Genomic DNA, 24,961 nt, shown 5'->3' with positions numbered 1-24,961 from the left:
CCGAAAGGAACGCGCTGCCGGCCTGTGCCGACAGCGCGTTCCGCTTTGCGGGGGCGGATCAGAAGGCGTAGCTCAGCGTGCCGAGCACGCCGCGCTCGGCGCCGAAGTAGCAGAACTCCAGCGAGTTGCACGAGGCAACATGCGTTTCATCGGTGAGGTTGGTGACGTTGAGGCGTGCGTTCATGCCGTCGAGGCCAAGACGGCCGAGGTCATAGCCCAGGGTGGCATCAACCAGGGTGTACGACGGCAGCTCGAAGGTGTTGGCGCGATCGGCCTGGATATCGGCGTAATGGCGCACGCCGAGCCCGGCATCGAGGCCGGCGAGCATGCCCGTGTCGAAGGCATAGTGTCCCCACAGGCTGGCCTGGTGGCGCGGGGCGTAGATGGCGCGGTTGCCCTCGTTGCCATCGTCGCTGCGCTTGTAGGTGATGTCGGTAAGGCTGTAGCTCGCCTGCAGGCGCAGCCTGTCGGTCAGGTGGGCATGGGCCTCGAGTTCAACGCCCTCGGACTGGATCTCGCCCACGGCACGGTAGGGATCGGTGGGCTGCTCCTTGGTCGCCACGTTCTCCTGGTTGATCTGGAACAGCGCCACGCTGTAGCGATCCCTCGACCCCGCCGGCTGATACTTCATGCCAGCCTCGATCTGCTTGCCTTCCATCGGCGGCAGCAGGTCGCCCTCGGCATCGACGAAACTGGTTGGGGTGAAGGCGGTGGAATAACTGATATATGGCGCAACCCCGTTGTCGAACAGGTAGAGCAGGCCGGCACGCCCGCTGAACTGGGTGTCGTCGAGCTCGCTGGTATCGTTGGTATCGAGGTTGGTATTGCGGATATCGACCCAGTCATGACGTCCTCCCAACGTCAGGCGCCAATTCCCTAATGCCATCTGGTCCTGCAGGTAGACACCGGTCTGGCGCAGTTCGTGATCCTCGCGAGTCGGTGCGAAGAAGGCGAGCGGCTCGGCGCCGTAGTGGGGGGCGAAGGCATCGATGTTGGGGAACCAGCCCGAGGGCCATGAAACCCGATTGTCGCGGCGCTGATAATCGGCCCCGACCAGCACGGTATGATCGATGAAGCCGGTGGCAAGGTTGGCCTCGAGCTGGTTGTCCAAGGTCCAGGCTTCCAGGGACTCGTCGGCGCCGGAGTAGTAGCGGGTCAGCTCGGTATCACTGCCGGGAGCCCAGCCGAAGGCGTAGACCTGATTGAGCACGACGTCGGAGCTGAGGTAATTGAGGCGCTGGCGGCCGGTCCAGGCCTTGCCGAAGCGGTGCTCGAGCTCGTAGCCGAGCAGGCGCTGGGTACGTTGGTACTGGTCGTGTTCCTCCTCCCCTTCGAAGAAGGTATTGGCGATACGCCGACCGTGGCGATCCACCACGGTACCCTCGTAGGGCAGCCCGGCATGGTAGCCGCCTTCCGGGTCCTGCTGCAGATAGGCCTTGAGCGTCAGGCTGGTGGCGTCCGTAACATCCCAGGTCAGCGAGGGGGCGATGGCGTAGCGCTCCTCTTCCACCGGGCCGAACTGGGTATCCGCAGCCCTGGCCAGGCCGACGAGGCGGTAGGCGACGCGCTGCTCCTCGCCCAGCGGCCCCGTCAGGTCGAAGGCGGCGCTGCGCTGGGCGTTGTTGCCTGCGGAGAGGCGCAGCTCGCCGCCTTGCTGGAATCGGGGGCGCTTGCTGGTGAGGGCGACGACGCCTCCCGGCGATGCCTGGCCATAGAGAACGGAGGCGGGCCCGCGTACCACCTCGATATTCTCCAGGAACCAGGGGTCGATGGTCATCGAGCTGTGCGAGTTGGCATCGCCCATCAGCTTGAGGCCATCGAGAAACGCGTTGCTCAGGCTGCCGTCGGAGAAACCGCGCAGCACCAGGTAGTCGAAGCGATTGGATGCGCCGATCTGGTTGGTGAAGACGCCCGGGCTGTAGTCCAGGGCACGTTGCACCGTGCGCGCACCACGACGCTCCCACTCCTCGCGTTCGAGGGTGGAAGTGGCCTGGGGCGTTTCGTTGAACGGCGTCTTGGTCTTGGTTGCCGCCTGGCCGGTAACGGTCAGGGTATCCAGCGTATCGTTATTCTCAGCCTGTGGCTGCTGAGCCTGGGCATTGGCCACGACGAGGGCGGACACAAGCGAGATGGCCAGTGCCAGGGGACGGGGTGTGAGCATGCCGGTTCCTCTGCGGATTAATATCATTGGGTAATGATAATTATTCCATATTCATTGAGGCGTCGCCCTGTGCGGCGCGCTCAACTTTCTCTTCATGGCGCTCAGGTGGCGCGCGGCAGGGCGCTCGGTGGGTAGCCGTAGCGCTGTCGAAAAGCGGTGGTGAAATTGCTGGCGTGGCGGTAGCCCGCGCACCGTGCGGCCTGCTCGACCGTATGACCTTGCAGCAGCCTGGCACGTGCGAGTTCCAGTCGTTGCTCACGCAGGTAATCGAAGACGCTGCAGCCATAGGTCGCCGGAAACTTGCGACGCAGGGTGGCCGGGCTCATCGCGGCGAGTTCGGCCAGCGCCGCCAGGCTGTGCGGGTGTCCCGGGTAGGCCTGCAGCCGTTCGCGGACCCGCTCCAGGCGCTGCCGTTCCCCAGGGGAGACACGAGAGGCTGGTTCCATGAGGCCCGGCGGCAGGCCATGGGCCAGCAGCTGCAGCGCAAGCCCCTCCCACAGCAGGCGCATGGCGATGCCGGCGAGCGGACTGCTCAAGGCATGCTCCAGCATGTGTTGAAGTCCGGCTGGCAGCGGCCAGGCATGCAGGCTGGAGTTCGCCACTGGCCGCTTGCCGCCCAGCGCATCGGTCAGGCGCGATGCGTCCAGGGCCAGGGTGAGGGCCCGGATGCGCTGGTTGGGTGGCTGCATGGCCTGCAGACCCTCGCGGTCGTTCAGCCTCACGCTCAGGGCCGTGCCGGCGGCGAGACCAAGGCGTTGGCTCCCCAGCCCGACTTCGGCGTGTCCCTCCAGCATGACGATGATCGATAGAGGCGCGGCGCGACGGGAGTGCGAATCGTAGCGCTGCAGCACCTCGATGTCCGACGCCACCACCTGCATGCCGCGCCCGGGGACGAACTCCTGGATGCGCCCGCGCAGTACCGGTACCCGGCGCAAGCCCTTGGGGGGCAGCGAAGGAAACCGGTAATCGATGCCGTAGCGCTCGCCATAGCGCCGGAGGTCACAGGGCGTGTGATGCTGGATGCCGTCGCTCGGCAGGTTCATCGGGGGCAGGTCTCGCGCGCACAGCGGGAAGCCAGCATAGCAGGCCCGGGACGAATATCAATGAGACGTATTGGCGTTTATTTGGGCGGCCTGCGCATCCTGATCAATCTGGCATGAAAACGCCCGGCACGTGGCCGGGCGTGGGGGGCGGGGTGGAATGTGGAAAAATGTCGCCTACAGCAGGAAGTCCTCGGCGCGCAGGCCGTCGACACCCAGGACATCGATCTGCAGGTCGACGACGCCGTCGCCGTTGACGTCGCCCTGGAGCAGGCCGCCTTCGCTGCGCAGCTCGCCGGCGGTGCCGCTGAAGGCGGCGCTGCCGACCCAGGCAAACGCCTGCGCGCCATCGCTGGCGAGATCCGCATCGATGCCTGAGAGGTCGATCAGGTCGCCTTCACCACGCTCGAAGTCGACGATGATGTCGCTCTCGAACGCCGTCGACTCGTAGGTCGAGAGGTAGACGAAGCGGTCTCCACCCTCGCCGCCGGTCAGGCTGTCGCCGCCCAGGCCGCCGTAGAGGACGTCGGCCTCCGCCGTGCCCAGCAGGGTGTCGTCGCCCTCGGTGCCGATCTGGCCATCCAGTTCCACTGTGGGGGTACCGGCCAGCTTGCCTTCGGCGGCAAGACCTTCGGGCAGGGCCTGGCTGTCGTCGCGGACCTTGTAGGAGATGCGCCATGTCTCGCCGGGATCCAGTGTCGTTGCACCGCCGGTCGCGGCCACGGCGTAGCCTTCCTCAGTGGCGGTATATGTTCCGTTCCACATGTCGGTGATGCTCCCCGGCAGGCTGAAGCTTACCGATGGCATCTCGATGACGACGTCCGCGGTGTTGGTGACCAGTACCTCGGACATGTAGCCACCCGACCAGGTCTTGGTGACATTGCTGGCGATGTCGAGGAAATCCGCGGCCGTGGGGGCGGGGGTCAGGGCCTCGACCAGGGCCGGGTCGGCGGCTTCTCCGGCTACCAGCGCCGTCGGGTCCAGCGTCAGCTCGGTGCCGTTCAGGGCCAGCGACGTCGGCAGCTCGCTGACCGGTGCGTAGGCCTTGAACGAGAAGCGCATCACTCCGCCGGCCTTGAGCGTGTCGCTGCCGTCATAGGCGACCCGGTAGGCATCGCCATTTTGCTCCAGCAGCGTCGCGCCATAGAAGGTGGTGATCTCCGCCGGCAAGGTGAAGGCGATCTCGGGACTGGCCACGTCGATGGCGGTGTGGTTGGCGACCTCCACACGCAACACGTAGCCGCCAGACCAACGGCTGGCAACGGTCAGGCCGAGGTCGAAACCGCTGGCATCGAGGGCCGGTTCCCCGGCTTCGGGCAGGGGCGAGTCCGGTTCCGGCGTCGACTCTTCAGGTGCCCCGGTCGCGGCCTCCTCCTCGGGCAGGGGCGTGTCGGTGCCCGTGCCCGGGGCGGGGTCGGCGAGGATCTCCTCCGGCGTGGGAACGCTCGGTGCCTCCCCCAGCGATACGGAGCGCGAGACGATGTCGAGCACGGCGCCATCGGTGAACAGTACACGCTCGACATCGATCAGCAAATCGTCCTCGCCTGCGCTGGAGAGAAGGGCACTGCCGTCGTCGTTGAAGTGGATCTCGTAGGCGCTGTAGCCCTGCTCCATATGCGCCACGTCGAAGCCGGCACCACCGTGGAGAAGGTCGTTGCCCAGGCCGCCACGCAGGACATCGTCGCCGCTGCCGCCGATCAGCGTATCGTGGCCCAGGGCGCCATCGAGATAGACGCCATTGTCGGTCCCCAGGATCAGGTCGTCACGGCGCGTGCCGATCGCGTAGTCGAAGACGATCTGATTGGCGCCCGCTTCGGTGATGGCACCGAACGTCTCGCCGCCGCTGTTGTACCACACCACGGGGGAGAGCCCATCGGCCTCGGCGTCGCGAATCGAGCGTTCGACGTGCACGGTATTGCCATGGTCCTGGCCACCGTGGAAGTTGATGTCGCGATCCGTCGCCTTCACATGGATGTCGTTGCCCACCGAGGAGCGCCAGGAGGCGAACAGCACGCTATGGCGCATGCCCGAGTCCTCGAGGTTGCTCAAGGTGCCGTCATAGCTCTCGCGCAGCTCGTAGGCGTAGCCATTGCCGCCGCCGCCCTTGTTGAAGGCGCCATGCGCGCCGAGCGAGTCGGCATGCAAGTCGAGCGAGAGGGCGAACTCGAAGGCGGTGGAGGGGCCATCGAGCACCTCGATGTCCACGACCCGGGCGCCCACCGTGCCGTTGAGCTTGATCGCCTGGTAACCGGTCAGCTCCGCCAGGCTGTTGCTGAACGATGCCTTGTCGGGCGCACCCAGCTCGTAGCCCAGCGTGAAGCCCTGCAGGGTCACGTTCTCCAGCGCGTCGAAGCGCTGCACCTTGGCCTCGCCACCGTCGAAGTCGAAGTGCAGGCCCCGGTCGAGCGTCACCGTGCCGCCGTCCACCGAGACCACCTTGGCCATGCTGGTGCGCAGGGGAGCATTGAGCTTCTGCCAGGAGGTATCGCCGATCTCGTCGAAATACGCCTGCGTGTTGTCCTGCCAGATGCGCACGGTGTCGCCGACCTGCAAGCCATGGTCGGCCCTGAGCGACAGGCGGTTGTCGCCCATCGCGGCATCCTGCCCGAGGTAGCCGGCGAAGCGCGTCGCCGTGCCTTCCACCAGGAAGCCGTGCGCATCGCCCGAGGCGAGCGCTTCGTTGCTGAAAGTGATGCGCGTCTCGCCGCGTCCCGCTCCGACGAGGGCAATATCCGCGCGGCTCACCGTGATCGTCTGATCGAAGCGATAGTCACCGGCGGCCAGGCGAAGTACGGCGCCCTCCGGGGCGGAGTCGATCAGCGCCTGCAGCTCGGTGGCGGTGATCCCGGGGCCGACGGTAGCGACTCCATCCTCGTCGAAAGGGCTGGGCTCGGGCGGTTGGGGTTCGAGGCTCTCGGCGGCCAGCAGCATTTCCGCCTGGGGGGAGAGCTCGGGAGCGACGCCATTGACCGTCAGCGAGCCGGGCATCTGGCCGCTTTCGCCGAGGGCCTTGAACTTGAAGCTCACGGTTTCACCCGGCGCGATGTCGTTGGCGATGTCATCGTCGACAATGGCGTAACGGCCAGCGTCGTGACCGGCGATCGTGCCATTCCAGACATCGGTGACGGTCGCATCGAGGGAGAATTCGACGCGATAGTCGACGATCGGTTGAGTTCCCTGATTGGTGATGAAGATCTCCATCACGAAGCCGCCGTTCCACTGGCTGCTGAGAGAGGCATCGATGAAGGGACGCATGGGACTACCGCCATGAATAGTGAAAGCAGGCCGCCGGGGCGGGCCGAATGTCGTCTGCGGCAGAAGAAGCGCACACGCGAGTGAGCGGGGCTCGGGTCGCGTGGCTGGGCAGTCAGTTGCCCCTGTGTCGTCCCTGGGGGTGTTCTATCGGGCAGGACGGCGCAAATATAGCGTTTCGTTGCGTTTCGCTTCTGAAAGAAAAGCGAACATTTCTTTACGCAATTCTCGGACCTCCCTGTCGCCGGGCATGCCCGAGGTCCGCAGGTGGCCGGCGCGACCAGTGGATTGATAACAATTATCATTAGTGGCATCATCGACGCCGCCCACCCAAGGCGACCGTTCACCCTTTCACGTCTCGGGAGTCCGCCAGTGAGATCGTTTCGACCCCCCTGCCTCATGGGCCTGCTGTGGCTGGGCCTCGTTGCCTCGGCCGTTGCCGACCCCGAGGTCCGCGAGGAGGCCAGGCAAGCCCAGCGCAGCCAGGCCGAGCTGCAGGAGCGCATCGACGCCGCCGATGACGAGTCGCGGGCCATGCTCGAGGAGCTGCGCGAGCTGGAGCGCGACGAGCGACGGCTGGCTCGGGAGAACGCCGAACTCGCGCCTCGCCTCGAGCGTCAGGCCGCTTCGCTGGAACGCCGCGAGCAGGCCCTGGATACGCTGGAGGAAACCCGCGACGCCTTGCCGGCGCTGCAGGAGCGCATGATCGACCGTCTCGAGCGCTGGGTCGAAAACGACATGCCGTTCCTGCGCGAGGAGCGCCTGGCGCGGGTGGCCAGCCTGCGCTCCCAGGCCGACGAACTGTCCGCGGCAGAGCGCTGGGAGCGCATTGTCGAGGCCTGGCGCGCCGAACTGGAGTACGGCAGCGAAGTCGATGCCTGGCGAGGTTACCTGGGCGAGGGGGACTCGCGCCGCGAGGTGGACTACCTGCGCCTGGGACGCGTGGGCTTCTACTATCTCACCCCCGATGGCCGCGCGGGCCGCGTGTGGCAGGCCGATGCGGGCAGCTGGGCCGCGCTCGACGAAACCCAGCGCCGCGAAATTCGCAACGGCTTGCGCATTGCCCGCGACCGTCGCGCACCGGAGCTGCTCAGCGTGCCGCTGTCGCAGCCGCTCGAGTCGGTGGAGGACGACACATGAAGGCGACACGATACGCCGCGGCCTTCCTGGCAGCGTTGTGGCTGAGCGTCGGGCTGGGCCAGGTGCAAGCCCAGGCCCAGTCGGAGCCGCTCGAGAGCCTGCGTGCCGAACGCGAAGCCGCGGAGAGCCGCGACCGGGCGCGACTGGCCGAGCTGGTCGAGGACCGCGAGGCGCTCGAGGCGGCCCTGGAAGAGGCGCGCGCCTCGCATGCCGAGGCCGAGACGCGAAACGAGGCGCTCAAGCGAAGGGCGCGCGAGCAGGACGCGCGGGGCGACACCCTCGAGGCGCGCCAGGACGAGCAGGACGACGATCTCGAGGCTATCCTGGCATCGCTGAAAGAGCACAGCGGCGAGCTGCGCGACAGCCTGGCGGATAGCTGGCTCGTCGTGGGCGGTGCCGGTCTGCCGCCACGCCTCGACGATGCCGAGGTGCTCGAGCTCGGGCACCTGGAGGCGTTCGCCGACAGCCTGATCGCGCTGACGGTCGACAGCGCTCGCGTGATCCGCTTCGAGGCGCCGGTGGCGGATGCCAGTGGCGACATCGCTGACCGCGAGGTCGTGCGCCTGGGCGACTTCGCCGCCTTCACCGACAGCCATCTGCTGCGGCGCGGCGCCGACGACGAAGCGCTATCGGTGGTCGAGCGCACTCCCTCCGAAGTGGTCGACAGCCTGGCGGCCTTCCATGCCGGAGAATCCCGCGAACTCACGCTGGACCCGACCCGGGGCGAAGTGATGGCGGCCCTGGCGCAGCGTCCCAGCCTGGTCGAGCGCTTTCACCAGGGGGGCGCCGTGGGCTACGTGGTGGTCGGGCTGGGCGCCATCGGCCTGCTGGTGGCCCTGCTGCAGTACGGCTACCTGCTGAAGGTCAGCCTGGCCATGCGCCGTCAGCTGCGCGACCTCGACACGCTGCGCGAAGACAACCCGCTCGGACGTGTCCTGCTGCGCTTTCGCGCGCTACAGGACGACCCCGTGCCGGAGGCGCTCGAGGCCCGCCTCGACGAAGCCGTGCTGGCCGAGCTGCCGCGCCTCGAGCGTGGCCAGCCGATCGTCAAGCTGCTGGCCGCCGTGGCGCCGCTGCTGGGGCTGCTGGGCACGGTGACCGGCATGATCGTGACCTTCCAGGCGATCACCGTGTTCGGCACCGGCGATCCCCAGCTGATGGCCGGCGGCATCAGTCAGGCGCTGGTGACCACCGTGCTGGGCTTGATCACCGCCGTGCCGCTGCTGTTCGCCCACACCGCCCTGGCGGGTCGCAGCCGGCACCTGGCCGGTCTGGTGGAGGGGCAGGCGAGCGCGGCACTGGCCGAGCAGCTCGAACAGCGTCCGCATGGACCGGGCAGCGTTACCGGGGGCACGCGCCGTGATCCCGCTCTGGCTTGAGCCGCTTGAGCGCCTGGTCGAGGCGGGCGGTGCGGTACTGGTCGTGATCGCCCTGGTGGCGATGCTGCTGTTCAGCCTGGCGCTGGAGCGGGTGTGGTATTTCCGCATTACCTATCGCCGGGCGAGGCGCGCCCTGATCGGGCGCTGGGCGGCACGCCATGATCACCTGAGCTGGAGTGCCTTGACCCTGCGCGAGGCCTGGGCGCGGGAGCTGATCGGGCGTCTGCGGCGTCCGCTGCCATGGCTCAGGCTGTTGGTGGCGCTGTGCCCGCTGCTGGGCCTGCTGGGTACCGTGACCGGCATGATTGCCGTGTTCGACAGCCTGGCGATGACCGACACCAGCCAGGCCAGGGCCATGGCCGACGGCGTCGCCCGCGCCACCCTGCCCACCCTGACCGGCATGGCAGTGGCGGTGGTGGGGCTACTCTTCACCAGCCGTCTCGAGCACATCATTCGTCGCGAGGACCAGCGGCTGCACGACCGCCTGGCTCGCGCCGTGGAGGATACCGATGCGTAGACGCCGCCTTGGCGCCGACGATGGCGAAGCCAGCGAGGTCAACCTGACGCCGATGCTGGACGTCGTCTTCATCATGCTGATCTTCTTCATCGTCACCACCAGCTTCATCAAGGAGAGCGGGGTGGAGGTCGAGCGCCCCGAATCGAGCGCCGCCTCGCCGCGGCCCGACGCCCAGGTGATGGTCGCCATCACGCCGGAGGGAGCGGTGTGGGTCGACGGTCGCGCGGTGGACCTGCATCGCGTCGGCAATGAGGTGGCCGGGTTGGTCAGTGACGACGGCTCCGTGGTGATCCAGGCCGATCGCGACTCCACCACCGGCCTGCTGATCGAAGTGATGGATCGCATCCGCGAGGCGGGTGTGGAGCAGGTGGCGGTGGCCGCCAGCCGGAGCCGGTCGTGACCCGTATTCCCTTCTCCTCGCTGGGCGGCGTGGCTCTTGCGCTGCTGCTGTTCTGGCTGCTGGCCCTGCTGGTGGCGCCGCCGGAGGAGGAGTTCGACGTGCTCGACGAGAGCATGACGATGCGCATGGCCGAGGCGCCCGAGCCAAAGCAGAGCGAGCAGGAAGAGGTGGCCGAGCCCAGTGCCGAGCCGCCGCCCCAGGCCGAGGCCGAGGCCAGCCCGCCGCCCCGGCCGGAGCCGCTGCCGCCGCTGGAGAGCGAGATCCCCATGCCCGAACCGGAGCTGCCGTCGGAGCCGGTCGAGTCGCCCGAGCTCGACACCAGCCTGCCCGAGTTGAGTGAAGCGCCGCCGGAGCCAGAACCCGAACCCGAACCCGAACCCGAACCGACCCCTGAGCCCGTAGCGGAACCCTCCCCCGCACCGGCTCCTGCGGCCGAGTCCAGTGCCGCCGCGGAGGGTGAAGAAAGCGATGAGCAGGCCGCTCCCGCCGAGCAGGGCCCGGTGGACGTCGGCGAGATCGCCCCGACCAATCGCGTGCCGCCGGAGTATCCTCCGCGTGCGCAGCGTCGCGGTCTCGAAGGGTATGTCGAGCTGCAGTTCCTGATCCGTCCCGACGGCAGCGTCGACCGCTCCTCCGTCCGCGTGGTCGAATCGCGCCCCCGCAGCGTGTTCGACTCGGCGGCCGAGAAGGCCGTGGCGCGCTGGCAGTTCGAACCGGCCGATGGGGTGCGCCGTGCGCGTCAGCGGCTCGAATTCCAGTTGAGGTGATGTCATGTCAATTCGTGCCGTGATGCGCATCGTCACTAGTCTCGGGTGGCTGCTCGCCGCCGCGGCGCAGGCCGATGCGCCAGCGCTGCCCGGCGATATCATCGCCGACCTGGAGCGGCTCCAGACCCAGCTGCAGCGGGGCGAGCCCGAAGGCGTGAGCGAGCGAGCTCGCTCGCAGGCCACCCGCCTGGAGAGCGGTAACGCCGCCGACCGCTGGGCCAGCGCGCTCTACCGACAGCTTGCGGCCGGGGCCGACTCGCGGGCCGGTCGCCATGGGGCGGCGGCCGAGCAGCTGCGTCAGGCGCGTCGCACCGAGGGGGCGCCGCAGGCGCAGCGCGACCGCTGGCTGCGAGAGGAGGCCCGACTGCGACTGGCGGCGGGGCAGACCGAGCAGGCGGCGACGCTTCTGCGCGACTGGCATCAGCGGCATGATGGCAGCCCCGATGACCGTTGGCGCCTGGCGCGCGCCCTGGCCGAGCTTGAACGCTGGGACGAGGCGGCGGATTGGGTCGAGCGGGCGCTGGCCGACGAACCCGACCCGGATGATCGCCGGCAGGCCCTGGCGATGGCCGTGTTCCAGCGGGCGGGACGCGGCGAGCAGGCGCTGGCCCACCTGGAAGCCTCGCTCGATGCACAGGCCGAGCCCGAGGCCTGGCGACGTGCCGCGGCACTGGCCCAGGGGCTCGGCGAAGCACGGCGCGCCGCGGCCATCTGGGAGGCCGGCTGGCGGCTGGGGGCGCTGGCGGGCGAAAGCGACCTGCGCCGGCGCATCGAGCTGCACCTGGCGGCGGGAACCCCGGCTCGTGCCGCGGAGATGCTCGAGGCGGCGCTGGGCGACGGGGTGCTGTCAGAGACCCTGGCCGAGCGGCGCCTGCTGGCCCGCGCCTGGGAGCAGGCCCGCGACCGCGAGCGGGCGCTGGCGGCCTGGCGCGAGGTCGCCCGGCGCAGCGGGCAAGGGGAGGACTGGCGACGCCTGGGCCTGCTGGCGCACGCCTGGGGTCGACTCGAGCTGGCGCAGGAGGCCCTGCAGCAGGCCCAGGCGCGGGGCGTCGAGATCGATGAGCGCTGGCTCTCGACCCGCTAGGGCGAGGCCAGACGCTATAGGTCGAAGTCGGTCCACACCGGGGCGTGGTCCGAAGGGCGCTGCATGGCGCGCAGCTCGTAGTCGATGCCGGCATCGCGCACACGCTCGGCCAGCGGCGGCGTGACCAGGATATGGTCGATGCGCAGCCCGCGCCTGGGGTCCCGTTCGAAGCCGCGGGAACGGTAGTCGAACCAGCTGAAGCGGTCGTTCACCGCCGGATGACGTACCCGGTAGCTGTCGGAGAGCCCCCAGGCCTTGAGCGTGCCCAGCCACTCCCGCTCGATCGGCTGGAAGCTGGTCTTGCCCTCGCGCAGCCAGCGCTTGCGGTTGGCCTCGCCGATGCCGATGTCGATGTCCTCGGGAGAGATGTTGAAGTCTCCCATCACCACCAGCCGCTCGTCGGGACGGTGCCGCTCGTGCAGCAGTTGGGTCAGCTGGGCGTAGAAGGCCCGCTTGTTGGGAAACTTGGTCGGGTGCGCGACGTTCTCGCCCTGCGGGAAGTAGCCGTTCCACACCGTCAATGCTTCGCCGTCGGCGGTGCGCAGTCGCGCGCCGATCAGGCGCCGCTGGGACTCCTCGCCGTCGCCGGGCAGGCCGAAGAAGACCTCCTCCGGCCCGCTGGGGCACAGCGTCTTGTGACACAGCAGGGCGACGCCGTAGTGCCCCTTCTGGCCGTGGAAGTGGACGTGGTAGCCCATTGCCTCGACGGCCTCGCAGGGAAACTCGTCGTCATGGACCTTGGTTTCCTGCAGGCCGATCACCAGCGGCCGGTGGGCGGCGATCAGCGCCTCGAGCTGGTGCAGGCGCGCACGCAGCCCGTTGATGTTGAACGAGACCAGGCGTATCACTCGTCGCGCTCCTCGCTGGATGTCGAGGTGGGTTCGGGGTGGATGGCGATGCCTTCGCCCTGCGCCTGGCGGGCCAGCTTGCGCGCCGCCTGCAGCTTGCGCTGCTGGCGCTTCTTCTGGGTGAAGCGGCGCGACGAGGTCACCTGGTCGGGGTTCTCGTGGCGCCACTTCTTGTAGTCCTTGCGCTTGCCGGTGCGGATGGTCACCTTGTCGGCCAGCGAGCGAGTCTTCTTGCGGCGTGTCATCGGGCCTGGCTCCAATGGGTGTCGAGTGGCAGCAAAGCGCCATTCTACCAGTCCAATGCAAGAGGCGCGCCCTCGACGCCATAGGCTGGTACAATATGCGGCTGTACAAAGTTCATCCATTGCTACGGACAAGACATACAGCCTATGAGCGAGTCGGAACAGACCACAGCCCCGGCCGAGAACCGCAAGCCCAAGCGTCGTCGTCGCAAGCCGCGCCGCCGCCAGTCGAACTGGGATCTGCGCCAGTTTCAGGTGCCTGCCGTGGCGGGCAAGTGGCGCTTTCACGACTTCGATCTGCCCCTGCCGCTGATGCGCGCCATCCATGCGCTGGGCTTCGAGTACTGCACACCGATCCAGGCGGAGGCGCTGACCCATACGCTGCTCGGTGGCGACGTGGTCGGCAAGGCCCAGACCGGTACCGGCAAGACCGCCGCCTTCCTGATCTCGATCCTGGCCTACTTCCTCGAGGAGGAAGCGCCGGAAGGGCAGAAGCCCGGCGCCCCGCGCGCGCTGATCGTCGCCCCGACCCGTGAGCTGGCGCTGCAGATCGAGAAGGACGCCAAGGCGCTGGCGCGCTTCACCGACCTCAACGTGGCCAGCGTCGTCGGCGGCATGGACTACCAGAAGCAGCGCGAGAACCTGGGCAAGAAGCTCGACATCCTGGTCGCCACTCCGGGGCGTCTGCTCGACTTCCACGAGAAGCGCGACGTCGACCTGACCCAGGTCGAGATCCTGGTGCTCGACGAGGCCGACCGCATGCTGTCGATGGGCTTCATTCCCGACGTCAAGCGCATCATCCGCCATACGCCGAAGAAGGAGGAGCGCCAGACCTTCCTGTTCTCCGCCACCTTCTCCCAGGACATCCTCAACCTGGCCAGCCAGTGGACGCACCAGCCGACCCACGTCGAGATCGAGGTCACGGTCGACAACAAGGCCAACATCGATCAGCGCGTCTACATGGTCAGCGACGAGGACAAGCCGCGCCTGCTGATCAACCTGCTCAAGCAGGAGAGCTTCGACCGGGTGATGGTGTTCGGCAACCGCCGCGACCTGGTGCGCAAGCTCGAGGGGCTGCTCAAGAAGGCCGACATCAACGTGGCGATGCTCTCCGGCGACGTGCCGCAGAACCAGCGTATCAGGACCCTCGAGCAGTTCCGCGAGGGCGAGGTGCAGGTGCTGGTGGCGACCGACGTGGCCGGCCGCGGCATCCATATCGAGGACGTCAGCCACGTGATCAACTACACCCTGCCCGAGGACCCGGAGGACTACGTCCACCGCATCGGTCGTACCGGCCGTGCCGGGGCAGCTGGGGTGTCGATCAGTTTCGTCGGCGAGGAGGATGCCTTCTCGCTGCCGGAAATCGAGCGCTATATCCAGGACAAGCTGCCCTGCGTGCATCCGCCCGAGGGGCTGCTGTAACGCTTGATGACCTCGCCGCGAATACGCCGGGGACAGGTTGAAGAGGAGATCTTTTGCCAGGGGTGAGGAGCACTGCTCCGAACGGGCTGGCCATGGATGGCCAGCACCGGCCCTGCAAGCGGAGCAGGATGCGAGAGCGCCGCAGGGCAAAAGTAGCGCCCAGGGGGCACAGCGCCTCCTCGAAAACCTGTCGACGGCGTTGAAGCCACCACCGCCAGGCGTTCCCCAGCCAGTAAGATCTCTAGAGAGTTAGGCCATGCTCGACGAGGCCCTCAAGGGCGAGATACAGGCCGCCTACCGCCGCGTGCTGGAGGCCCAGGGGCTGACGCCACGCTACGGCCAGCGACTGATGATCGCCGAGATCGCCCGCACGCTGGGCGCCATCGAGGCCGATGACGCCGGCCGGCGGCTCTCCGACGAGCATGTCTGCGTGCTCGAAGCGGGCACCGGCACCGGCAAGACCCTGGCCTACCTGCTGGCGGCGCTGCCGGTGGCCAAGGCCAAGGGCAAGCGCCTGGTGATTGCCACGGCCACCATCGCCCTGCAGGAACAGGTGCTGCTGCAGGACCTGCCTACCCTCAAGGCCCACAGCGGCCTCGACTTCGACTACGCCCTGGCCAAGGGGCGCGGCCGCTACGTCTGCCTGACCCGCCTGGAGCAGGCGCTCGATGGCGTCGAGGACAACCCCACCCTGTCGCTGTTCGAGCAGAGCCTGGCCCAGGGCGGCGGCGACCACTTCCAGGCGCTGGTTCAGGAGATGGCCGACGCCTACGGCAGCGGCCGCTGGGAAGGGGATCGCGAAAGCTGGCCGCAAGCCATCGACGACAGCGAATGGCGGCGCCTGACCATCGACCATCGCCAGTGCACCAACCGCCGCTGCGGCCACTTCGCCGCCTGCGCCTTCTTCCGCGCCCGCCGTGACCTCGAGAGCGCCGACATCATCGTCGCCAACCATGACCTGGTGCTGGCCGACCTGTCGCTGGGTGGCGGCGTGGTGCTGCCACCCCCCGGCGACTGCATCTACGTCTTCGACGAGGGCCACCATCTGCCGGACAAGGCGCTGAGCCATTTCGCTCACCGCGTGGGCATCAACGGCAGCCTGCGCTGGCTGGGCAACCTCAAGAAGTCGCTGACCGAACTCCACCAGGCGCTGGCGATACAGCCGACCCTGGCAAGGCTGCTGGCCGGCCTGCCGGAAACCATTGGCGCGCTGGAACCGCGCCTGGGCGAGGCCTTTTCGCTGGGCCATCAACTGGCCGGGCGGCAGCATGGGCTGGAGGAGGGCGAGGAGAGCCACCAGTACCGCTTCGAGATGGGCCGCGTGCCCGAGGCCCTGCGCGAACACGCCGGTGGCCTGCAGGTGGCGTTCGCCGAGCTGTCCCGCACCCTCGAGACGATGAGCGACATCCTGCGCGAGAGCCTCGACCCCGACAAGCACACCGGGCTCGAACGCGAGCAGGCCGAGGCGTGGCTGCCGCTGCTGGCACTGCTGCACGGTCGAGCGCTGGAGGCGCACGGCCTGTGGGAGGCCTATGCCGAGGCCGACGTCGACGGCGAGCCGCCACGCGCCCGCTGGCTGACGCTCGAGCGCTTCGGTGCCGACCCCGAGCTGGTCTACTCGGCGAGTCCCGTGTCGGCGGCGCCGACCCTGGCCCGAAGCCTGTGGGGTAGCTGCTTCGGTGCGGTGGTGACTTCGGCCACGCTAACGGCGCTGGGGCGCTTCGAGCGTCTTCAGGAGCGCGCCGGGCTGGCCAACCGCTACCGCTACCAGCGTCTGCCCAGCCCCTTCGACTACTCCCGCGCGGTGCTCAGCGTGCCGCGCCAGGCCGTCGACCCCGGCGATCGCGAGGCTCATGAACGGGCCATCATCGACTTCGTCACCGACCTCGGTCGCAAGGAGGCGGTGCTGATGCTGTTCTCGTCGCGGGCGCAGCTGCGCACCGTGGAGAAGGCGCTGCCGGCGCCATGGCGCGAACGGGTGCTGGCCCAGGACCGCCTGCCCAAGCGCGAGCTGATCGAGCGCCATCGGGCGCGGGTGGATGCCGGGGAGGGTAGCGTGATCTTCGGCCTGGCGAGCTTCGCCGAGGGCATCGACCTGCCGGGCGACTACCTGACCCACGTGGTGATCACTCGGCTGCCGTTCGCCGTGCCCGACGACCCTGTCGGGGCGACGCTGGCCGAGTGGATCGAGAGCCGGGGCGGCAACCCCTTCATGCGCATCAGCGTACCTGACGCCTCGATCAAGCTGGTGCAGGCCTGCGGCCGGCTGATCCGCAAGGAGGCCGACCAGGGGCGCATCACGCTGCTCGACCGGCGCGTGCTGACCCGGCGCTACGGCCAGGCGCTGCTCGACGCACTGCCGCCGTTCGCAAGAGAGATCGACGGCGGCTAGAGGGGCACACAGGAAGGCCCGCCAGTCGCGGGCCCCTGCCTGGCAGCGCGAGCGTGTCTCAGCCCTGGTGGCGCTTGGGCAGCACCGGGGCGAGCTTCTGCGCCATGCGGGTCATGCTCTCCTCGGTGGTCGGCCAGTCGATGCAGGCGTCGGTAATGGAGACGCCATACTGCATCTGGCTGTGGTCGTCGAGGATCTTCTGGCTGCCCCAGCCGATGTTGGACTCGACCATCAGCCCCATGATCGAGCGGTTGCCCTCGAGGATCTGGTTGGTGACATTGTCCAGCACCAGCGGCTGCAGCGCCGGGTCCTTGTTGGAGTTGGCGTGGGAGCAGTCGATCATGATATTGGGTTTGATGCCGGCCTTCTTCAGCTCCTGTTCGGCCAGTGCCACGCTTACGCTGTCGTAGTTGGGCTTGCCGTTGCCGCCGCGCAGCACCACGTGGGCGTAGGCGTTGCCGCGGGTGCGGATGATCGCCACCTGGCCGCTCTGGTTGATGCCGAGGAAGTTGTGCGGGTGCGAGACCGACTGCAGCGCATTGATCGCCACGTCGAGGCTGCCATCGGTGCCGTTCTTGAAGCCGACCGGGCTGGAAAGGCCGGAGGACATCTCGCGATGGGTCTGGGACTCGGTGGTGCGGGCACCGATCGCCGACCAGCTGATGCAGTCCTGCAGGTACTGGGGCGAAATGGGATCCAGCGCCTCGGTGGCCAGCGGCAGGCCGAGCTCGGACAGGTCGACCAGCAGCTTGCGGGCAATATGCAGGCCCTCCTCGATCTCGAAGGAGCCGTTGAGGTGGGGGTCGTTGATCAGTCCTTTCCAGCCCACCGTGGTGCGGGGTTTCTCGAAATAGACGCGCATCACGATGAACAGGCTGTCCTTCACGGCATCGGCCAGGCGGCGCAGGCGGCGCGCGTAGTCCAGGGCGGCATCGACGTCATGGATCGAGCAGGGGCCGATCACCACCAGCAGCCGCGGGTCGCTGCCGTCGAGGATGTTCTGGATCGTCCGGCGACCCTCGATCACCGTTCTCTCGGCGACTTCGCCGAGGGGGATCTCGTTCTTGAGGGCTTCGGGAGTGATCAGTACGTCCTGGGACAGGACGTTGAGGTTGCTGACCTGCTGATCTGACATGTTGCTACCTGTGTCGTGATGCGTTGATGGCGAGAGGATGAACTACTATACACCCGCCGAGGAAGAATTCCGCAATCGCAACGGAACCCGGCGCCTCGGGGATTGTCACAGCGCGGGCGGCATGGCGAGCGGCTTGATGCGCGGCCAAGAAACAGGAACACTTGTCGAAACGGGCGATGACGCCCCGAGACTTACAGCGGCCAACGGGCTCCAGGTTGATACCATGCATGCAGACCACCTAACGACGCCTTCGTCGCTCCTCCCGCTTCGGGGTCCCTCCCTGCCGGGGGGAGCGTGAATGGGTAACCGGGAAACCGATCAACAGCTCGTGGAGCGCGCACAGAAGGGCGATACGCGAGCCTTCGATCTACTGGTCAAGAAATACCAGCACAAGATCATCGGGCTGATTGGACGCTACATACAGGATCACGCCGAAGTGCAGGACGTGGCCCAGGAAGCCTTCATCAAGGCCTATCGCGCACTCGGCAAGTTTCGCGCCGAGAGTGCCTTCTATACGTGGATGTATCGCATCGCCATCAACACGGCGAAGAACCATCTGGTGTCGAAGGGGCGCCGGCCTCCCGGCAGCGATCTCGACATCGTCGACGCCGAGATCCTCGACCATACCGGGCGTCTGGCCGACATCGAGACGCCGGAATCGTCGCTCGCCCGGGACCAGCTCGAGGCGGCCGTGTTCGAGGCGATCGAGAACCTGCCCGACGACCTGCGCACGGCGATTACCCTGCGCGAACTCGACGGGCTCTCCTATGAGGACATCGCCAATATCATGCAGTGTCCGGTAGGCACGGTGCGTTCGCGCATCTTCCGTGCTCGCGAGGCGGTGGACCAGCACATCCAGCCGCTGGTCACGACGTCGCGCACGCGGGAATCGCTGACGGAATGACGTTTTCGACAATGATTTCGCCTCGGCGCTGAACTGTCTCGCGTCGATGGCGTCTGAAGCATTGACCGCTGTATGACAGCGACGATACGGGCCGCCGGCATTCCGGTTGGGTGTGGTCTGGAATGCCGGGAATATTGATTGCGAGGCAGGGTGCCTTGACGATGTGGGGGTGTAAGGAATGAGTCAGAATGCACGGGAATCGCTTTCTGCCCTGATGGACAGCGAAGGTGATGATCTCGAGCTTCGCCGAACTCTGAAATCGCTCGAGAGCGATCCGGATGCGGCAGAAGCCTGGCGGCGCTATCACTTGATGCGCAGCCTGATGCGGCGGGATCATGACATCGACGTCAGCACGGATCTTTCGGCCGGTATCATGGCCAGGCTGGACGCCGAACCGGCGCCGGTCCTGGAGGAGCCGCCCATCGCACCGCGCCGCTCCCACCCCCTTGCGCGCAGTGCCGGCATCGCCGCCGCCGTCACCCTGATGGTGATCACCGGGGTGCAGTTCTATCAAGGCAACGGCTTCACCGGAACGGGCAGCGACACCCAGCTGGCCGACGGAGAAGTGCCCGCCTCCTCCGGGCAATCGCAGCGCAATCTTGCGGTTCAGGCGGGCAGCGGCGGCCAGGCGACTCCCGTCGGCATGCCGCTGGCCTCCCCGGCGGCTTCGGGCGGGCAATCCGGCCTGATGCCGGTAGGGGCGAGCTTCGATTCCCCCCTGTTCATGACGCCCAACCCTCGCCAGTCGCAGCGCTCCGACCAGGACCAGGCGCGCCTGCTGCAGTCCTATCTCGATCGCCACTCCGAGGGTGCGACCTATCGCAGCGGCGATGTCTGGATGCCCCTGCTGCGGGGTTCGGGAGCGGGTAACGAGACACTGGGGCAGCGCTGATGGCGGGCAGGCGTATCGCAAGGCGCCTGGCCCTCTACAGCAGCGCTGCGCTGATTGCCTATTTGTCGCCTGCCGTCGCCGAACCCACCCAGGGACAGGCCGACGCCGAGCGATTCGACTGCCGCCAGCTGGCCGATTGGGATCAGCCCGAATCGCCGTTGGAGTGGTTCGAGCGCAGCCTGTGGGCCAACCATTGCCTCGTGTTCCAGGCGCGTGCGGTGCGCATCGGTATCGATGGGGTGCGTACGCTGGCGCTCTCGCGCGACATCCGCGACGGTGTCGAGCGCGAGGTGGCGCGCTTTCTCGATGGGCCACCGGTCATCTTCGAGCGCAGCGGCGGTATCAGCCGCATGAGCTGGTCCAGCGCCGATGACGAAGCGCCGGCCTCGCCGGAGGGCATCGCACGCCATGTCGACCAGTTCTACCGTCTCTCCCTGGGCAACGACGAGCGAATCGCCAACCGCAGCGCGGTGAGGCTGGATATCGAACCGCTCGACGGCATGCGCTTCGGCCAGCGCCTGTGGCTCGATGCCCAGACCTCGCTGCCGTTGAAGCGCGAACTCATCGATGACCGCGGGCGCGTGGTGGAGACCTTCCAGCTCACCGAGCTGCAGTCGCCGCGGCTGCACGAAGGGGGAGTGCTGCTGGACGACTATCACGAGGCGCCGGAGCCGTCCTGGCACCCCGCCTGGCTGCCCGAGGGGTTCGTCGACCAGCCGGCCGACAGCGACGCGGAAGATCCGGATCGAGCGGTCGAGCATCGCATCTACAGCGATGGCCTGTCGACGCTCAGCCTGTTCGTCGAGCCGATCGAGGAGGGGCACGAGCGTCTCATTCCCGGGCTGCATCGCCTGGGAATCTCGCTCGCCGTGGTTCGCCACGTGGTGGCCGACGAGCGACCTCACCAGGTCGTCGTCATGGGCGAGCTGCCGCCGCGCGTGCTGGTCCAGGTGGCGGAAAGCCTGACCTGGCGCGAGGCGCCCGAGTGAAGGCGGGCCGATCGGCAGGTCTCCTCGAGGGTCCTGGTCCCTTTGAATGGTGCATGAGCCACCTTGAAAATCGACGTGTGGCTCCCTAGTTACCGCTTGTGACGACGTTAAGCTGATGCAGGAGCTCTTATGATGCCATTGACGCGACAGTTCTCCCTCTGGGCGCTCATGCTGGCCGTGCTGCTGTCGTGGCAGTCAGCCTTCGCCCGCGATCTGCCCGATTTCACCGAGCTGGTGGAGCAGGCCGCGCCCGGGGTGGTCAACATTTCCACCACTCGGGTCATTCCGGATCGTTCGCAGGCTTTCGAAGGTTTCGGTGGCCAGGAGATTCCCGAGATCTTCCGGCACTTCTTCGGCGACCGCTTCCCGGCGCCGCCGGGCGGCCCCGGCCAGGGCGGGGAGCGCCAGTCTCTGGGGTCCGGTTTCGTCATCAGCGAGGACGGCTACATCCTGACCAATGCCCATGTGGTCGAGGGGGCCGACGAGATCCTCGTGCGTCTCAACGACCGCCGCGAGCTCGAGGCGGAACTGGTCGGGGCCGATAGCCAGACCGACGTGGCCCTGCTGCGGGTGGATGCCTCCGACCTGCCGACGCTGAACATGGGGGATTCCGACGACCTGCGCGTGGGGGAATGGGTAGCCGCCATCGGCTCGCCGTTCGGCTTCGATCACTCGGTGACCGCCGGTATCGTCAGTGCCATCAACCGCACCCTGCCGCGCGACACCTACGTGCCCTTCATCCAGACGGACGTGGCGATCAACCCGGGCAACTCGGGGGGACCGCTGTTCAACCTGGATGGTGAGGTGGTCGGTATCAACGCCCAGATCTTCACGCGCAGCGGCGGCTTCATGGGGGTGTCCTTCGCGATTCCCATCAACGTCGCCATGGACGTGGCCACCCAGCTGCGTGACGACGGTCGCGTACGGCGCGGCTGGCTCGGCGTGATGATCCAGCCGGTGTCGCGCGACCTGGCCGAGTCGTTCGGCATGGACAGCCCCAGCGGTGCCCTGATCGCCGACCTCGACCCCGAGGGGCCGGGGGCGCAGGCGGGCCTGCGGGCGGGTGACATCGTGCTCGAGGTCGATGGCGAAGAGGTCGAGCGTTCGCGCAACCTGCCGCGGCTGATCGGCCGGGTGAGCCCCGGCGACGAAGCCGAACTGACCATCATGCGTGACGGCGAGCGCCAGGACCTCTCCGTGACCATCGGCGACTGGCCCGATAGCGAGCAGAGCGCCCAGGCTCCTGCCGGCGAGTCGGACGCCCAGGCGCGCCTGGGAATCGCCGTGGCCGAGCTGGAGCAGGCCGAGCGTCAACGACTGGGGGTCGACAGCGGCGTGCTGGTGCGTGACGTCGACCCGCGCGGGGCGGCAGCCGAAGCCGGTATTATGCCGGGCGACGTGATCGTCAGCCTCGACCACCATGCCGTGGAGAACGGAAGGCAGCTGCGCGAGCTGATCGAATCGGCGCCCACCGATCGCGCCATACCCGTGCGACTCTATCGCGAGGGGCGCTCGCTGTTCGTGGCGCTGCGCCTGGGTCGCGGCTGATCCGACCTGGCAGCAGTCGAGCGACCGGACACCTCCCGCTCATGCGGGGGGTGTCCGCGTTCTGGGCGCCTCATGCGGCTGTGCTGTCCAACCCAAGGCCATGCCGGTACAATACCGGCCATCGAATTCTCATGACGTTAGCGGGCGCCGATGACTCCGCCGCTGCCGCGCTCGTGTCGAACACCGGATTGGGCTAGATGAGCAACGAAGCAAGCAACGAAAAACTGAAGCACATTCGGAATTTCTCGATCATTGCCCATATCGATCACGGCAAGTCGACCCTGGCGGACCGCCTGATCCAGAGCTGCGGAGGGCTTTCCGAACGCGAGTTGAAGGAGCAGGTGCTCGACTCGATGGATCTCGAGCGCGAGCGCGGCATCACCATCAAGGCGCAGTCGGTCACGCTCGACTACCAGGCCCAGGACGGCAACACCTACCAGCTCAACTTCATCGATACCCCGGGGCACGTGGATTTCTCCTACGAGGTATCGCGCTCGCTCTATGCCTGCGAAGGGGCGCTGCTGGTGGTGGACGCCGCCCAGGGCGTCGAGGCGCAGTCGGTGGCCAACTGCTACACCGCCATCGAGCAGGGGCTCGAAGTGCTGCCGGTGCTCAACAAGATGGACCTGCCCCAGGCCGACCCCGACAAGGTCTCCCACGAGATCGAGGAGATCATCGGGCTGGACGCCACCGACGCCTGCCAGGTCTCGGCCAAGAGCGGCCTGGGCATCGATGCGCTGCTCGAGCGCCTGGTGCGCGACATTCCACCGCCCAAGGGCGACCCGGGGGCACCGCTGCAGGCGCTGATCATCGATTCCTGGTTCGACAACTACCTGGGCGTCGTGTCGCTGGTGCGCATCTTCGACGGCACCCTGAAGAAGGGCGAGAAGATCCGCATCAAGTCCACCGGTCGCGACTGGCAGGCCAACGAGGTGGGCATCTTCACGCCGCTGCGCAAGGAGACCAACATCCTGCGCGCCGGCGAGGTGGGCTTCGTGGTGGCCGGCATCAAGGACATCCAGGGCGCGCCGGTGGGGGATACCATCACCCACGCCAAGACGCCCGACGTGCCGCGCCTGCCCGGCTTCCAGAAGGTCAAGCCGCAGGTCTACGCCGGCATGTTCCCGGTCAGCGCCGACGACTACGAGGACTTCCGCGACGCGCTCGAGAAACTGGCGCTCAACGACGCCTCGCTGGAGTACGAGCCCGAGAACTCCGACGCCCTGGGCTTCGGCTTCCGCGTCGGCTTCCTCGGCACGCTGCACATGGAGATCATCCAGGAGCGGCTGGAGCGCGAATACGACCTGGACCTGCTGACCACGGCGCCCACGGTGGTCTACGAGCTGGCGATGAAGAACGGCGACGTCAAGTACGTCTCCAACCCCTCCAAGCTGCCCGACATGGCCGACGTGGAGGAGATGCGCGAGCCGATCGTGCGGGCCAGCATCCTGGTGCCGCAGGAGTTCGTCGGCAACGTGATCATGGAGTGCGAGAACCGCCGCGGCAACCAGCTTGACATGCAGTTCCTCGGCAGCCAGATCCAGCTCACCTACGAACTGCCGATGTCCGAGGTGGTGATGGATTTCTTCGACCGCCTCAAGTCCATCTCCAAGGGCTACGCCTCGCTGGACTACAACTTCGAGCGTTTCGAGGCGGCCAGGCTGGTGCGCCTGGACGTGCTGATCAACGGCGACCGCGTCGATGCACTGGCGGTGATCATCCACCGCGACCACGCCCATTCGCGCGGCCGCGTACTGGTCGAGAAGATGAAGGAACTGATTCCACGGCAGATGTTCGACGTGGCGATCCAGGCCGCCATCGGTGGCCAGGTGGTGGCGCGCTCCACGGTCAAGGCGCTGCGCAAGAACGTTACCGCCAAGTGCTACGGCGGTGACGTGACGCGCAAGAAGAAGTTGCTCGAGAAGCAGAAAGCGGGCAAGAAACGCATGAAGCAGGTCGGTCGGGTGGAAATTCCCCAGGACGCCTTCCTGGCCGTGCTCAAGGTGAACGACTAGGAACGGCGACGCTATGGACTTTTCACTTCTGTTGGTGGTGGCCGTGGCCGTCACCGGCTTGATCTGGCTGCTCGACCTCGTCTGGCTGCGTCCGGCACGCCGCCAGAAGCTGGCCGCGGTGGAGGCGGGTACCACGGAAGGGCTCGACGAGTCCGCCCGCGAGCGGGCGATGAAGGAGCCCTGGCCGATCGACTACGCGCGCTCCTTCTTTCCCGTGCTGCTGGTGGTGCTGCTGCTGCGCAGCTTCCTGGTGGAGCCGTTCCAGATTCCTTCCGGCTCGATGCGCCCGACCCTCGAGGTGGGCGACTTCATCCTGGTCAACAAGTTCGCCTACGGCCTGCGCCTGCCGGTGACCCATAACCGCATCCTCGAGGTGGGGGAGCCCGAGCGCGGCGACGTGATGGTGTTCCGCTTTCCGACCGAGCCCTCGGTGAACTTCATCAAGCGCGTCGTGGGCCTGCCGGGCGACACGGTGCGCTACGAGGACAAGCAGCTCTATGTCAACGGCGAGCCGGTCCCCAAGCGGGTGCTCGACGAGGCGCCTTCCACGGCGCCGGGCGAGTGGCTGCTCGAGGAGCGACTGGGCGAGGTGAGCCATCGTATCTACAATAACCCTCGTGACCCGGGGCCCCGCGTGCGCGAGATCGTCGTGCCCGACGGCCACTATTTCACCATGGGTGACAACCGCGACCACTCCAACGACAGCCGCTACTGGGGCTTCGTGCCCGAAGAGAACGTCGTCGGCCAGGCATTCGCCGTGTGGATGCACTGGGATGGCGGCCTGCCCAGCTTCACCCAGGTTCGCCGCATCCATTGATGGACCGGAAATAACAG

The 24,961-nt window shown here is 67.4% G+C and carries 20 protein-coding genes; 14 read left to right on the top strand and 6 right to left on the bottom strand.

Translation table 11 applies throughout. The annotated features are described in order from the left end of the window. Positions 1-58: 58 nt before the first annotated feature. The 3 genes from DIS04_RS03650 to DIS04_RS03640 form a co-directional block, all read right to left on the bottom strand. A complete protein-coding gene (locus DIS04_RS03650) occupies positions 59-2,161 on the bottom strand; it encodes a TonB-dependent siderophore receptor (protein WP_111412345.1) in 2,103 nt (700 codons plus the stop codon). A 101-nt stretch (positions 2,162-2,262) separates the two neighbouring features. Further along, positions 2,263-3,204 (bottom strand): helix-turn-helix transcriptional regulator, encoded by a 942-nt coding sequence (locus DIS04_RS03645; RefSeq protein WP_111412344.1) that lies wholly within the window; start codon positions 3,202-3,204, stop codon positions 2,263-2,265. Positions 3,205-3,378: 174 nt separating this feature from the next. Next, complete coding sequence (locus DIS04_RS03640; RefSeq protein WP_111412343.1) at positions 3,379-6,456, bottom strand: cellulose binding domain-containing protein; 3,078 nt, start codon at positions 6,454-6,456, stop codon at positions 3,379-3,381. Positions 6,457-6,825: 369 nt separating this feature from the next. On the opposite strand from DIS04_RS03640, the gene DIS04_RS03635 reads away from it, so the two are divergent. The 6 genes from DIS04_RS03635 to DIS04_RS03610 are packed head-to-tail and all read left to right on the top strand — an operon-like array spanning position 6,826 to position 11,740. Continuing rightward, positions 6,826-7,593 carry a DUF3450 domain-containing protein gene (locus DIS04_RS03635; protein WP_245904472.1) on the top strand — a complete coding sequence of 256 codons (768 nt, stop codon included), beginning with the start codon at positions 6,826-6,828 and terminating at the stop codon, positions 7,591-7,593. Continuing rightward, the gene (locus DIS04_RS03630; RefSeq protein WP_111412341.1) at positions 7,590-8,972 is read left to right on the top strand and encodes a MotA/TolQ/ExbB proton channel family protein; all 1,383 of its coding nucleotides are present in this window, start codon (positions 7,590-7,592) and stop codon (positions 8,970-8,972) included. The genes DIS04_RS03635 and DIS04_RS03630 overlap by 4 nt, the downstream gene beginning before the upstream one ends. Next, positions 8,920-9,489, top strand: coding sequence for a MotA/TolQ/ExbB proton channel family protein (locus DIS04_RS03625; protein WP_111412340.1), 570 nt, complete (start codon positions 8,920-8,922; stop codon positions 9,487-9,489). Before DIS04_RS03630 ends, DIS04_RS03625 begins: the two co-directional genes overlap by 53 nt. Next, on the top strand, positions 9,482-9,889 hold the full coding sequence (locus DIS04_RS03620; RefSeq protein ID WP_111412339.1) for an ExbD/TolR family protein: 408 nt from the start codon (positions 9,482-9,484) through the stop codon (positions 9,887-9,889). Before DIS04_RS03625 ends, DIS04_RS03620 begins: the two co-directional genes overlap by 8 nt. Next, positions 9,886-10,656: an energy transducer TonB gene (locus tag DIS04_RS03615; RefSeq protein ID WP_111412338.1), complete on the top strand. Its 771-nt coding sequence runs from the start codon at positions 9,886-9,888 to the stop codon at positions 10,654-10,656. Before DIS04_RS03620 ends, DIS04_RS03615 begins: the two co-directional genes overlap by 4 nt. Positions 10,657-10,660: 4 nt before the next feature. Then, on the top strand, positions 10,661-11,740 hold the full coding sequence (locus DIS04_RS03610) for a tetratricopeptide repeat protein (protein WP_245904471.1): 1,080 nt from the start codon (positions 10,661-10,663) through the stop codon (positions 11,738-11,740). A gap of 14 nt (positions 11,741-11,754) precedes the next feature. On the opposite strand, the gene xthA is transcribed toward DIS04_RS03610, so the two are convergent. Both xthA and DIS04_RS03600 read right to left on the bottom strand, forming a co-directional pair. Continuing rightward, positions 11,755-12,585 carry an exodeoxyribonuclease III gene (xthA, locus tag DIS04_RS03605; RefSeq protein ID WP_111412762.1) on the bottom strand — a complete coding sequence of 277 codons (831 nt, stop codon included), beginning with the start codon at positions 12,583-12,585 and terminating at the stop codon, positions 11,755-11,757. Beyond that, positions 12,585-12,833 carry a hypothetical protein gene (locus tag DIS04_RS03600; RefSeq protein WP_111412337.1) on the bottom strand — a complete coding sequence of 83 codons (249 nt, stop codon included), beginning with the start codon at positions 12,831-12,833 and terminating at the stop codon, positions 12,585-12,587. The genes xthA and DIS04_RS03600 overlap by 1 nt, the downstream gene beginning before the upstream one ends. Positions 12,834-12,977: 144 nt before the next feature. Between DIS04_RS03600 and rhlB the strand changes: the two genes are divergently transcribed. Beyond that, a complete protein-coding gene (gene rhlB / locus DIS04_RS03595) occupies positions 12,978-14,252 on the top strand; it encodes an ATP-dependent RNA helicase RhlB (protein ID WP_111412336.1) in 1,275 nt (424 codons plus the stop codon). 256 nt (positions 14,253-14,508) lie between these two features. Beyond that, complete coding sequence (gene dinG / locus DIS04_RS03590) at positions 14,509-16,644, top strand: ATP-dependent DNA helicase DinG (RefSeq protein ID WP_111412335.1); 2,136 nt, start codon at positions 14,509-14,511, stop codon at positions 16,642-16,644. A gap of 58 nt (positions 16,645-16,702) precedes the next feature. Here dinG and DIS04_RS03585 read toward each other — a convergent pair whose 3' ends face one another. Further along, a complete protein-coding gene (locus DIS04_RS03585; protein WP_111412334.1) occupies positions 16,703-17,779 on the bottom strand; it encodes a 3-deoxy-7-phosphoheptulonate synthase in 1,077 nt (358 codons plus the stop codon). Positions 17,780-18,077: 298 nt separating this feature from the next. Between DIS04_RS03585 and rpoE the strand changes: the two genes are divergently transcribed. The 6 genes from rpoE to lepB all read left to right on the top strand — a co-directional run bounded on the left by rpoE (position 18,078) and on the right by lepB (position 24,944). After that, positions 18,078-18,683: an RNA polymerase sigma factor RpoE gene (gene rpoE / locus DIS04_RS03580; protein ID WP_111412333.1), complete on the top strand. Its 606-nt coding sequence runs from the start codon at positions 18,078-18,080 to the stop codon at positions 18,681-18,683. Positions 18,684-18,861: 178 nt separating this feature from the next. Continuing rightward, positions 18,862-19,575, top strand: a complete 714-nt coding sequence (locus DIS04_RS03575; protein WP_111412332.1) for a sigma-E factor negative regulatory protein — start codon at positions 18,862-18,864, stop codon at positions 19,573-19,575. Next, positions 19,575-20,564 (top strand): MucB/RseB C-terminal domain-containing protein, encoded by a 990-nt coding sequence (locus tag DIS04_RS03570; RefSeq protein ID WP_111412331.1) that lies wholly within the window; start codon positions 19,575-19,577, stop codon positions 20,562-20,564. Before DIS04_RS03575 ends, DIS04_RS03570 begins: the two co-directional genes overlap by 1 nt. 129 nt (positions 20,565-20,693) lie before the next feature. Further along, the gene (locus DIS04_RS03565) at positions 20,694-22,112 is read left to right on the top strand and encodes a DegQ family serine endoprotease (protein ID WP_111412330.1); all 1,419 of its coding nucleotides are present in this window, start codon (positions 20,694-20,696) and stop codon (positions 22,110-22,112) included. Positions 22,113-22,309: 197 nt separating this feature from the next. Further along, a complete protein-coding gene (gene lepA, locus DIS04_RS03560) occupies positions 22,310-24,127 on the top strand; it encodes a translation elongation factor 4 (protein ID WP_111412329.1) in 1,818 nt (605 codons plus the stop codon). A gap of 13 nt (positions 24,128-24,140) precedes the next feature. Continuing rightward, the gene (gene lepB / locus DIS04_RS03555; RefSeq protein ID WP_111412328.1) at positions 24,141-24,944 is read left to right on the top strand and encodes a signal peptidase I; all 804 of its coding nucleotides are present in this window, start codon (positions 24,141-24,143) and stop codon (positions 24,942-24,944) included. Positions 24,945-24,961 lie beyond the last annotated feature (17 nt).

Origin of the sequence: Billgrantia lactosivorans (assembly GCF_003254665.1) — a bacterium.
Taxonomy (GTDB): Bacteria; Pseudomonadota; Gammaproteobacteria; order Pseudomonadales; family Halomonadaceae; genus Halomonas; species Halomonas lactosivorans.
This window is presented reverse-complemented; position numbering and strand designations above follow the sequence as displayed.

Coding starts and splice junctions, on each gene's coding strand:
- DIS04_RS03650 (WP_111412345.1), bottom strand. CDS start 2,161: ATGCTCACACCCCGTCCCCTGGCACTGGCCATCTCGCTTGTGTCCGCC.
- DIS04_RS03645 (WP_111412344.1), bottom strand. CDS start 3,204: ATGAACCTGCCGAGCGACGGCATCCAGCATCACACGCCCTGTGACCTC.
- DIS04_RS03640 (WP_111412343.1), bottom strand. CDS start 6,456: ATGCGTCCCTTCATCGATGCCTCTCTCAGCAGCCAGTGGAACGGCGGC.
- DIS04_RS03630 (WP_111412341.1), top strand. CDS start 7,590: ATGAAGGCGACACGATACGCCGCGGCCTTCCTGGCAGCGTTGTGGCTG.
- DIS04_RS03625 (WP_111412340.1), top strand. CDS start 8,920: ATGGACCGGGCAGCGTTACCGGGGGCACGCGCCGTGATCCCGCTCTGG.
- DIS04_RS03620 (WP_111412339.1), top strand. CDS start 9,482: ATGCGTAGACGCCGCCTTGGCGCCGACGATGGCGAAGCCAGCGAGGTC.
- DIS04_RS03610 (WP_245904471.1), top strand. CDS start 10,661: ATGTCAATTCGTGCCGTGATGCGCATCGTCACTAGTCTCGGGTGGCTG.
- DIS04_RS03600 (WP_111412337.1), bottom strand. CDS start 12,833: ATGACACGCCGCAAGAAGACTCGCTCGCTGGCCGACAAGGTGACCATC.
- rhlB (WP_111412336.1), top strand. CDS start 12,978: ATGAGCGAGTCGGAACAGACCACAGCCCCGGCCGAGAACCGCAAGCCC.
- dinG (WP_111412335.1), top strand. CDS start 14,509: ATGCTCGACGAGGCCCTCAAGGGCGAGATACAGGCCGCCTACCGCCGC.
- DIS04_RS03585 (WP_111412334.1), bottom strand. CDS start 17,779: ATGTCAGATCAGCAGGTCAGCAACCTCAACGTCCTGTCCCAGGACGTA.
- rpoE (WP_111412333.1), top strand. CDS start 18,078: ATGGGTAACCGGGAAACCGATCAACAGCTCGTGGAGCGCGCACAGAAG.
- DIS04_RS03575 (WP_111412332.1), top strand. CDS start 18,862: ATGAGTCAGAATGCACGGGAATCGCTTTCTGCCCTGATGGACAGCGAA.
- DIS04_RS03570 (WP_111412331.1), top strand. CDS start 19,575: ATGGCGGGCAGGCGTATCGCAAGGCGCCTGGCCCTCTACAGCAGCGCT.
- DIS04_RS03565 (WP_111412330.1), top strand. CDS start 20,694: ATGATGCCATTGACGCGACAGTTCTCCCTCTGGGCGCTCATGCTGGCC.
- lepA (WP_111412329.1), top strand. CDS start 22,310: ATGAGCAACGAAGCAAGCAACGAAAAACTGAAGCACATTCGGAATTTC.
- lepB (WP_111412328.1), top strand. CDS start 24,141: ATGGACTTTTCACTTCTGTTGGTGGTGGCCGTGGCCGTCACCGGCTTG.